Origin of the sequence: uncultured Sphingomonas sp. (assembly GCF_937859915.1) — a bacterium.
Lineage (GTDB): Bacteria > Pseudomonadota > Alphaproteobacteria > Sphingomonadales > Sphingomonadaceae > Solisphingomonas.
The window spans coordinates 22,160-32,073 of record NZ_CALMAW010000023.1 but is presented as its reverse complement, the minus strand read 5'-3'; the positions used below and the strand labels follow the sequence as shown (position 1 = coordinate 32,073).

Genomic DNA, 9,914 nt, shown 5'->3' with positions numbered 1-9,914 from the left:
GGCTCGGCCTCGCCGATCGTGCCCCGCTCGACCTGCGCGTCAACCGCCTCAAGGCCCTACGCGACGACATCCATATCGAAGGCGCGCAGCCGACCCCGCATGCCCCCGACGGCCTGCGCTTGCCCGAGGGCACGCAGGTCGAGCCGTTGCCCGAATGGGAGGCCGGCGCAATCGAGGTGCAGGACGAGGGCAGCCAGCTCGTCACGCTCGCCTGTGCGGCGAAACCCGGCATGACCGTGATCGACCTGTGCGCGGGGGCGGGCGGCAAGACGCTGGGGCTGGCGGCGGCGATGGACGATCGCGGGCGGATCGTCGCCAGCGACACCGATCGCGCGCGGCTGTCGCGGCTCGCGCCGCGCGCCTACCGCGCCGGCGTCACCATCGTCGAGACACGGCTGCTCGACGGCAATCGCGAGGGCGACGCGTTCGCCGACAGTCTCGCCGCCGCCGACCTCGTCGTGATCGACGCCCCCTGTTCGGGCACCGGCACGTGGCGCCGCAATCCCGAGGCGCGCTGGCGGCTGACCCCCGCGCGGATCGAGCGGCTAGTGACGCTGCAGGCGCGGCTGCTCGACGTCGGCGCGACTCTGGTCCGGCCGGGCGGGACGCTGGTCCACATCGTCTGCTCGCTGCTCGACGAGGAGGGGGCGGGGCAGGTCGCCGCCTTCCTCGCGCGCCATCCCGGCTGGGTCGCCGAACCGATCGCGCTGCCCGCCGGCCGTGCGCATGGGCCGGGGCTCCGACTCACCCCGATCGACGACGGCACCGACGGCTTTTTCGTCGCGAGGCTCAAGGCGCCGTGCTAACAGGGTCGCAAGATCGGTTGCCGGAGAGTTTGATGCGTTTCCTGCCTGTCGCCGCGGCTGCCGCCCTCGGCCTTCTCGCCATCTCCAGCAGCGGTCTCGGCCAGAAGCCCGACGATCAGATCGCCCCGACATCGCGCGCCTTCCAGCAGCGCGGCGAGGCGGCGCTGGCGGCGGGCAATGTCGCCGCCGCCAACGACGCGCTCGAGACCGCGGTCGCCGCCGATCCGCGCAACCGCGCGGCGTTCGTGGCGCTCGGCCATGTCGCGCAGGCGCAGATGCTGCCCGGCAAGGCGATCCGCTATTACAAGGACGCGCTGCTGCTCGAGCCCAACGACGTCACCGCGCTGAGCGGCGAGGGCAATGCGCTCGTCCAGCGCGGCGCGGTCGATCGCGCCAAGGAGACGCTCGCGCGGATCAAGACGCTGTGCAAGGGTGACTGCCCGGCCTCGACGAGTCTCGCCGTGGCGATCGCCAAGGGCCCGCCGCCGCTCGTCCAGACCGCCGCGGCGACGGACAAGGTGCCCCCCAAGGGCCAGGAGACCACCGCGACCGCGCCGACGACAGGAAAGAATTGACGTCCTTCCAGACGTCATCCCGGGCTTGACCCGGGATCCAGGGCTTCGGGCGTCGTCGTTTGCGGCTCCGGATCCCGGATCAAGTCCGGGATGACGAGGGCGCCTCGGGCGACAGCAGCGTCGCCACCGCGACGAACTCGTCGACCGACAGCGTTTCAGGGCGGCGATCGCTCGCAATCCCCAGCGTCGATAGCGCATCGAGCGCACCCGCCACGCCCTTGAGACTCTGCCGCAGCATCTTGCGGCGCTGCCCGAAGGCCGCCGCGGTCAGCGCCGACAGCGTCGCCGGATCGACTCCCGCGGGCATCGCGCGGGGCACGATATGCACCACGGCGGACATCACCTTGGGCGGCGGCACGAACGCCGAGCGATGGACGCCCAGCGCCAGCGTCGCCTGGCAGCGCCACTGCGCGAGCACCGACAGCCGGCCGAAAGGATCGCTGCCCGGCTTGGCGACGATGCGCTCGGCGACCTCCTTCTGGAACATCAGGCTGAGCGAGGCCCACCACGGCGGCCATTTGTCGGGCTCGAGCCAGCGGACCAGCAGCGCGGTGCCGACGTTGTACGGCAGATTCGCGACGATGTGCGCGCCGTCTCCGGCCTCGGCGGCCGCGTCGATCGCCATCGCGTCGCCCTCGATCACGCGCAACCGCCCGTCCGCCGCGTCGGCCAGTTCGGCGAGCGCGGGCAGGCAACGACGGTCGCGCTCGACCGCGACCACCTCGGCGCCCGCACGCAGCAGCGCCCGGGTCAGCCCGCCGGGGCCGGGGCCGACCTCATAGACTCGCTGACCCGTAAGATCGCCCGCGACGCGTGCGATCCGGTCGAGCAATTGCGGGTCGAGCAGGAAATTCTGGCCGAGTGCCTTTGAGGCGGCAAGACCATGGCGCGCGATCACCTCGCGCAGCGGCGGCAGATCGGAGAGACCGCTCACACGGTGCGCGCGCGGCGCTCGGCGCACTCCCCGGCCATGCGGATCGCGGCGATCGTCGCGCCCGGCTCGGCAATATTATGGCCTGCGATCGCGAAGGCGGTGCCATGGTCGGGCGCGACGCGGATGATCGGCAGCCCGAGGGTCATGTTGACGCCTTCGTCGAAATGCAGCGTCTTGAGCGGGATCAGCGCCTGGTCATGATAGGTGCACAGCGCCGCATCGTACCGCGCGCGGGCGCGGGGATGGAACATCGTATCGGCGGCGAGCGGCCCGACGATGTCGATACCCTCCTCGCGCAGCTGCTCGAGCGCGGGAATGAGGATGTCGATCTCCTCGCGGCCCAGCGCGCCGCTCTCGCCGGCATGCGGGTTGAAACCGGCGAGCGCGATCCGCGGCTGGGCGATGCCGAAGTCGCGCTGCAGCCCACGGGCGGTGACGCGCGCACGCGCGACGATCAGCTCGACGGTGAGCATGCCGGCGACCTCGGACAGCGGGACATGCGTCGTCACGCACACCGTGCGCAGGCTCGGGCCTGCCAGCATCATCGCGACATTGCCGGGGGCGACGCCGCAGCGTTCGGCGACGAACTCGGTCTGCCCCGAATGGGTGAAGCCCGCGGCATAGAGCGCCGCCTTGGCGACGGGGCCGGTGACGATCGCCGACACCGCATTTTCGCGCGCGAGGCCGACCGCGATCTCGAGACTGGCGATTGCGCAGCGCGCGCCGGGCATATTGGGCTCGCCCGGGACGATCTCGCCGGCGTCCTCGACCTCCATGATCGGAAGCGCCTCTGCGAAGCAGGCGACCGCCTCGTCGGGTGCGCCGATCCGCCGCAGCGGGCCGTCCCACACCGCCGCGATCGATCGCCGGTCGCCGATCGCGAAGAAGGGCGACAGCCGCTCCGCTTCGCGCCGTGCCCAGCTCTTCGCCAGCACCTCGGGGCCTATTCCGGCCGGATCGCCGATCGAGACGGCGATCGGCTGGACAGTGCCGCTCATCGGTATTCGATCACCGCGTCACGGCGAAGGTCGCGCAGGTAGCGGCGGGCGCGCTGGTCGACTCGCGCCTGCTCCATCTGGCTGTAGATCGCATCGAACGACGGCGCGTTGGCGGTCTGCGGATCGTCGCGACCGCACAGGACGAGCACGCGCACGCCATCCTCGACCGAACCGAACGGCGTCGTCGACTGGCCGAGCGACAGGGCCGCGAGCTGGCCCTGAAGCGCGGGCGGCAGATCGCGGATCTTGATATTGTCGTTCTCGACGACGTCGGCGCCGAACTTGGCCGCGACATCCTTGACCGCGCCGCAGCCTGCCATCTTCTGCGTGGCTTCCGCGAGCGCCGCGACGCGCGGCGAGGCGACCGCCTGCGTCGTGCCCTTGGGGAAGGTGATCGTCATCTGCTTGAGGCTGAGCAGCGCATCGCGCGGATCGGCGGTGAGCACCTGGCGCGTGTCCTGCACCGCGATGATCGAATAGCCGCCCGGGACGGCGACCGGCGGGCTGATCGTGCCGGCGTGCATTTCGGGCAGGATCTGCGCGATCGAGTCGGGCAGCTGCTCGGCGCGGACCCAGCCGAGATCGCCGCCAACCGCGCCCGTCGAGGCTTCCGAATATTGCCGCGCATAGGCGACGAAGCTGCCGCCCTTGCGGAGCTGGTCCATGATCTTGTCGGCATTGGCGTGGACCTGCGCGTCGGTCGACGGCGTCGCCGAGAGGAAGATCTCGCCGACATGATATTCCTTGGCGCCCTTCGACGCATTGAGCCGCGCGATGACCTGCTTCACCTCGTCGTCGCCGACGTTGATGAACGGTTGCACCTTGCGGTCGAGCACGCGCTGCCAGGCGAGCTCACCCTCGATCTGACGTCGCAGCGAACCGGCGGAGGCGCCCTTCGCCTTGAGGAAGTCCGAGAATTGCGCCGGCGTATATTTGAACTGGCTGCCGACGCGCGCGAAGGTGGTGTCGATGTCGTCCTTGCCGATGGTGACGTCGTTCGACTTGGCTTCTTGGATCTCGAGCGTCTCGTCGATCAGGTTGCGGAGCACCTGCAACCGCAGCCGGTCGAGCTCGTCGGCACCGACCTGCTGGCCATTGGCGGCGAGGACCAGGTTGAGGCGCTGGTCGACGTCGGTGTCGGTGATGATGAAGCCGTTGACGATCGCTGTCGCCTTGCGGAGCTTGGGATCGAACTTGCCGAAGACCTTGACGTCGTTGGGCAGGTTGAGCGGCGTGTCGATCGCGCCTGCATCCGGCGTCGCATCCGGGCTGTCGGCCTGCTGCGCCAGCGCATAGCTACCGCCGCCCATCGCCAGCATCGTCGCCAGGCACAGCGCGCCGAGGCGCGATTTGAAGATCCTCGATGTCGAAATCACGCTGTCCTCAGTGTCCGCCGGCGTCGCGCCCCGTCTCCCGCGCTGCTCGCGCGGTGTTCGGCGGGCATTTCGCATGTCCTCGATGAACCCTGGCTTTAGCGACCGAGGTTCTTCAATACCAGCCGGAACTGGATCGTGCTGCCGCGCCGCGCGTCGCCGATCGAGGTATAGTCGCGGCGCCAATTGACGCTGAGCTCGAAGCAGTCGTCCGAATAGTCGATGCCGACGCGGGACTCGACCGGATCGACGTCCTGGGTGAATTCGGGATCGAGCGTCGGGTCGTCCTCGTTGCCGGTCAGATCGAGCGTCGTCGAGCCATAGAGCGACCAGCGCTTGCCGATCGTGAGCCGGGCACCCAGCCGCACCTCCTCATGATCGCGCAGATCCTCGATCATCGGGCTGATATGGCGGTTGAGATCGAGAAAGCCGACTTCGAGATAGGTCTGCCGGCTGCCGAGCGTCGCATCGAGCTCGTTGCTGCGCATGGCGAAGGTCGAGTGGTCGAGCCTGAGGCGTTCGGTGACCGTGACGAAGCTGCCATAGCGCACGGTCGCGCGCGCGACGATGTCGGAGAGCTTGTCGGACAGGCCGGTGCCGTCGGGCAGGATGTCGGACCGGTTGCCCAGCCGGTAGCTCTCGCCGATCTGCGAGCGTAACGAGAAATGCGGCACATCGAGCGTATATTCGGCACCGTAGGTGATGCGCGTCCCGTCCTCCCAGCGGTCGTAGCCGGGGAAGCGGTTGATCGCGAACAAATTGGTGTCGTCGAGATCGATCGCGCGCGAATCCTCGTTGGGGATATCGAGGTTGCGCGTCTTGGGGCTGGCGACGATCTGGACGCGCGGGGTCAGCGTCTGCGTGCCGCCGAACATCTCGCCGACGAACGGCCAGCGCACGTCGACCGCGGCGGCGGCGATCACGCGACCCTGCCAGCCCGGCAGGCCCTGGTAGATCACCGTCGACGTGTCGGCATTGTCCGAACTGTGGTAGACGTCGCCGCGGCCGAGCGCGGTGAAGGTCACCTGCTGGCCGAGCGGGGTGAGAAACCATTTCTCCCACTGCGCCGAGACGAACGCACGCTGCATGTCCTCGCCCTGCGTGCGCGTGATGCCGAGCGTGTTGGCCTGGAAGGTGAAGGTGCCATCCAGCACATGTTCGGGCACGCGCAGGCGATAGTCGATCGCGGGGATGGCGATCGGCTGAGCAGACTGGTTGGCGCCGGGCACCAGCGTCTCGAATTCCCAGCCGGCGATCGACAGATAGCTGTCGGAGTCGATCCGTTCGGCCTTGATCGACGACCGCAGCCGGTCATCGTAATTGAGATCGTAGCGCTGCAGGAAGGTCTTGTCGGTGACCGCGCGCAACGAGCCGCTCAGCGTCCAGTCGGGGCCGAGCTGGAACGTGCCATTGGCCTCGAAATAGCCGCGGACATGGTGCGAGCCGCTGTCGACATTGTTTGTCGATTGCTGGCTGTCGGTGAGATAGCCCTGCACGCGCCACGCGCCCTTGGGGCCGAGCGAGCGATATTCCGCCTCCATCATCGGGGCAACGCCGGTGAACAGATAGGGCGTCACGGTCAGGTCGCGATTGGGCGCGAACTGGCGGTAATAGGGCTGCGCGTAGAGCATCCCGTTGCGCTTGTTGTAGGTGATGTTGGGTACCAGCAGCCCCGACGAGCCGCCCTGGCCGGTGCCGTCGGGATGCGAGAAGATCGGCAGCCAGGCGAAGGGAATGCCGAGGAAGGTGAGGCGCGCGTCGCGATAGGACAGCCGGTGCTTGGCCGGATCGTAGATGACCCGTAGCGCGGTGATCTTCCAGATCGGATTCTTGGGACAGCCCTTGCTCGTGGTGACGTCGCACGGCGTGTAGGAGGCCCGCGTCAGCGTATAGACGCCGTCCTTGCGCACGCCCTTGGTCGCCGCCATCCGCCCGCCATTCTCGAGCACGAGCAGCATGTCCTCGACGACGCCGTCCTTCATCGCGTTGGTCAGTACGACGTCGTCGCCATAGGAGACGTCGCCCTGCGGATTGGCGATCGCGACATTGCCGATCGCGTGGACCTCGTCGGTGTCGCGATTCCAGATCACCTTGTCGGCGCGCAGGCGATTGCCCTGACGGACCATCCGCACGTCGCCGACCGCGGTGACCTGATGCGCCTTATAATCGTAATCGAGCGTCTTCGCGGTGAACGCGGCTTCGTTGTCGCCCAGCGGCGTCTCGACGCCTGCGACGGTCATGTTCGGGGTTACCGGGTCAACCAGCGCGGGGCGGCCGTCGTCGCGCTTGCCGAGCCCCGGCACCGATGCTGCGATACCGGCGCTTTCCGTCGCCATGCCCGCCGTACCCGGATCGGCCGACTGAAACGGCGTCGACTGCGCGGATGCCGGTGCGGCAAGCGCGGCCAGGACGAGCGGAAGCGCGGTGGCGAGCGCGAGTCGCGACGTCAATGTCGAGCTGTTGAAATGCACGCGTCCCCCGGTGCCCGTTCGGCATCGCTTTTGCGGGCCTATCGCACTGCCGTGCTCACTCCGCAATCGCCGCGACGCACCGATGCGACGAGCGTAGGACTGGCGCCGGCCGGCTCCGCTTGCCATATGCGCAATCAGGCGCGGTTCCCGGCGCCGTGGAGGTTCCCTGATCCGATGAACGTGCGTTTCGCCGACCGCCGCCCCGAAGGTGCTTATGTCCTTGCCCTGCCGATGACATCGGGGGCGCTCGATGCGGCGCGACTGGCCGCGCTGCCGGCCGACAGCGTCGAATTCGTCCGCCGCGCCGCCGTCGGCCTCCGCTTCGACGGCGATGCCGCGTCGACCGCCGATCTGTTCGTGTCCGAGGGTGGCGAGGCCCGCCGTGTCGTGCTGGTCGGCCTGGGCGCCGCGGATTCGGATGCGGCCTACGAACGCGCCGGCGGGGCGCTCGTCGCCAAGCTGCTGCTGTCGGGCGAGCAGACGCTGGTGGTCGATTTCAGCGGCCATAGCGCCGCGGGCGATCGCGCCGCCCGGCTCGCCTTTGGCGCTTTGCTGCGGAGCTGGCGCTACGATGTCTATCATACCACGCTCAAGCCCACGCAGAAGCCGAGCCTGACGGAGATCGTGATTGTCGGTGCCGGTGCGGGCGCCGAGGCCGGCTGGGCCTCGCTTAAGGCGATCGCCGACGGCATCTTCCTGACCCGCGAGCTGGTCACCGAGCCTGCCAACATCATCTACCCGCAAAGTTTCGTCGAGCGCGTGCGCGGGCCGCTCAGCGCCGCGGGCGTCGAGATCGAGGTGCTCGGCGAGGCCGAGATGGCCAAGCTCGGCATGGGCGCACTGCTTGGCGTGTCGCAGGGTTCGCGGCGCGAGGCGCAGCTGCTCGTGATGCGCTGGCGCGGGGCGGATACCGCGCCGATCGCGTTCGTCGGCAAGGGCGTCACCTTCGATACCGGCGGCATCTCGATCAAGCCTGCCGCGGGCATGGAAGACATGAAGTGGGACATGGGCGGGGCAGGGGCGGTCGCCGGCGCGATGCTCGCGCTCGCCGGGCGCAAGGCCAAGGCGCATATCATCGGGGTCTGCGGCCTCGTCGAGAACATGCCTGACGGCAATGCCCAGCGTCCCGGCGACGTCGTGACGTCGATGTCGGGCCAGACGATCGAGGTGATCAACACCGACGCGGAAGGGCGGCTCGTGCTGTGCGACGCGATCACCTGGGTGCAGCGCACGCATGGCGTCAAAACGATCGTCGACCTGGCGACGCTGACCGGCGCGATGATCGTGGCGCTCGGCCACGAGCATGGCGGCCTGTTCGCCAACGACGAGGCGCTCGCCGGGCAGTTGACCGCCGCCGGGCTCGCGGTTGGCGACAAGCTGTGGCGCTTCCCGATGTCCGACAGCTACGACAAGCTGATCGACTCGCCGATTGCGGACATGAAGAATGTCGGACCGCGCCCGGCCGGATCGATCACCGCCGCGCAGTTCCTCAAGCGCTATGTCGAGGACGGCGTGACCTGGGCGCATCTCGATATCGCGGGCATGGCCTGGTCGGCCAAGCCCGGCGCGACATATGACAAGGGCGCGACCGGCTACGGCGTGCGCCTGCTCGACCGCTTCGTCGCGGACAATCTCGAGCGCTGACCTGATCCCCGGCGAACGCCGGGGCCGAGGTTCGCCGCCCGTGGCGCGCGCTGCGGCCGATATGTGGGGTGGGGCGCGGCGCGGGATCCGTCCGTCGCCCGCGAACGCGAGGACAGGCAAGGCCATGCAGGTCGATTTCTACCAGCTTGGCCGCGACCCGCTCGCCGCGGTGCTCGCCCGCATCGCGACCCGCGTCCTCGCCGGCGGCGGCCGGCTGCTTGTCGTTACCGGCGACGACGCACAGGCCGCGTCGCTCGACGAGGCGCTGTGGGCGGCGCCCGACGGGTTCCTGCCGCATGGTCGCGACGGCGGCGACCAGCCGGTGCTGATCGCGGCGGATGCGGAGCCCGCCAACGCCGCCCGCAACGTCGCGCTGGTCGACGGCGTCTGGCGCGAGGCGGCGACCGCCTATGAGCGCGCCTTCCACTTCTTCGACGACGCCTCGATCGATGCGGCGCGCGCGGCCTGGCGCGGATTGCGTGGCCGCGACGGCATCGAACCGCGCTATTGGCGACAAGATGAGGACGGGCGCTGGGCGCAAGTGGCCTGAGACGGCGCCCTCTTACGCAGCGAAGCCTCGGCATTCCGCGAAGGCGGAAAGCCATAGACGCGGCGCGCGACGATCGGGGATGCGCGTAGGGATGCCGGACCCTGTCCGGGATGCCGATGATGGCGGGGGCGGCGACCCTCGGTCTGCGTGACGGCGGACGTTCAGAACGGTATCTTGATCGTCGCCATCACGGCATTCGACGGGTAGCCACCGACGGTGCGCTGGATGGTGCCGACGCCGGCCGTCGCCTTGCCGAACACCTTCCATTCGGCCTTGGGGAGCCCGGCCGGCTCGGATTGCGGGGCGTTTCCCGGCAGGCGGTAGCTGTCCGGATCCTTGCCGCAGACGACGATCTCGTTCGCCTTGGCGCCGCAACGTTTCGGCGGGACCGGCTCGAGTAGCGATCCCGGCGTCGCATCGCGCGGTGCAACCGATGGCCCAACCGTACCGGCCGCCTGGAGCATCATCAGCATGGCGATCGGCATCGGCGAGGTCTCCGCGTTCGCGTCATCGTTCCGCACCATTGTGGCAGGACCGCGGCGGCCGGGCTTGCCTCGGGGCGG

The 9,914-nt window shown here is 69.2% G+C and carries 9 protein-coding genes; 4 read left to right on the top strand and 5 right to left on the bottom strand.

Annotated elements, in window-relative coordinates; all coding sequences use genetic code 11:
• Window positions 1-806: RsmB/NOP family class I SAM-dependent RNA methyltransferase (locus tag Q0326_RS03505; protein WP_298687156.1), on the top strand; the 806-nt coding region annotated here is incomplete at its 5' end.
• A gap of 32 nt (window positions 807-838) precedes the next feature.
• Entirely contained in the window at window positions 839-1,381 is a 543-nt protein-coding gene (locus Q0326_RS03500) for a hypothetical protein (protein ID WP_298687154.1), read from the top strand.
• 79 nt (window positions 1,382-1,460) lie between these two features.
• Here Q0326_RS03500 and rsmA read toward each other — a convergent pair whose 3' ends face one another.
• From rsmA to lptD, 4 genes are all read right to left on the bottom strand, one after another.
• A complete protein-coding gene (gene rsmA / locus Q0326_RS03495) occupies window positions 1,461-2,315 on the bottom strand; it encodes a 16S rRNA (adenine(1518)-N(6)/adenine(1519)-N(6))-dimethyltransferase RsmA (protein WP_298687151.1) in 855 nt (284 codons plus the stop codon).
• Window positions 2,312-3,313, bottom strand: coding sequence for a 4-hydroxythreonine-4-phosphate dehydrogenase PdxA (gene pdxA / locus Q0326_RS03490; RefSeq protein WP_298687149.1), 1,002 nt, complete (start codon window positions 3,311-3,313; stop codon window positions 2,312-2,314). The genes rsmA and pdxA overlap by 4 nt, the downstream gene beginning before the upstream one ends.
• On the bottom strand, window positions 3,310-4,632 hold the full coding sequence (locus Q0326_RS03485; protein WP_298687158.1) for a peptidylprolyl isomerase: 1,323 nt from the start codon (window positions 4,630-4,632) through the stop codon (window positions 3,310-3,312). Before Q0326_RS03485 ends, pdxA begins: the two co-directional genes overlap by 4 nt.
• Before the next feature lie 152 nt (window positions 4,633-4,784).
• Window positions 4,785-7,136: an LPS assembly protein LptD gene (lptD, locus tag Q0326_RS03480; RefSeq protein WP_298687147.1), complete on the bottom strand. Its 2,352-nt coding sequence runs from the start codon at window positions 7,134-7,136 to the stop codon at window positions 4,785-4,787.
• A 195-nt stretch (window positions 7,137-7,331) separates the two neighbouring features.
• Between lptD and Q0326_RS03475 the strand changes: the two genes are divergently transcribed.
• Together Q0326_RS03475 and Q0326_RS03470 are read left to right on the top strand one after the other, a co-directional pair.
• Window positions 7,332-8,801 carry a leucyl aminopeptidase gene (locus Q0326_RS03475; protein ID WP_298687145.1) on the top strand — a complete coding sequence of 490 codons (1,470 nt, stop codon included), beginning with the start codon at window positions 7,332-7,334 and terminating at the stop codon, window positions 8,799-8,801.
• Between the two features lie 124 nt (window positions 8,802-8,925).
• Window positions 8,926-9,351 carry a DNA polymerase III subunit chi gene (locus Q0326_RS03470; protein WP_298687143.1) on the top strand — a complete coding sequence of 142 codons (426 nt, stop codon included), beginning with the start codon at window positions 8,926-8,928 and terminating at the stop codon, window positions 9,349-9,351.
• A gap of 161 nt (window positions 9,352-9,512) precedes the next feature.
• On the opposite strand, the gene Q0326_RS03465 is transcribed toward Q0326_RS03470, so the two are convergent.
• Window positions 9,513-9,836, bottom strand: coding sequence for a hypothetical protein (locus tag Q0326_RS03465; RefSeq protein ID WP_298687141.1), 324 nt, complete (start codon window positions 9,834-9,836; stop codon window positions 9,513-9,515).
• Window positions 9,837-9,914 lie beyond the last annotated feature (78 nt).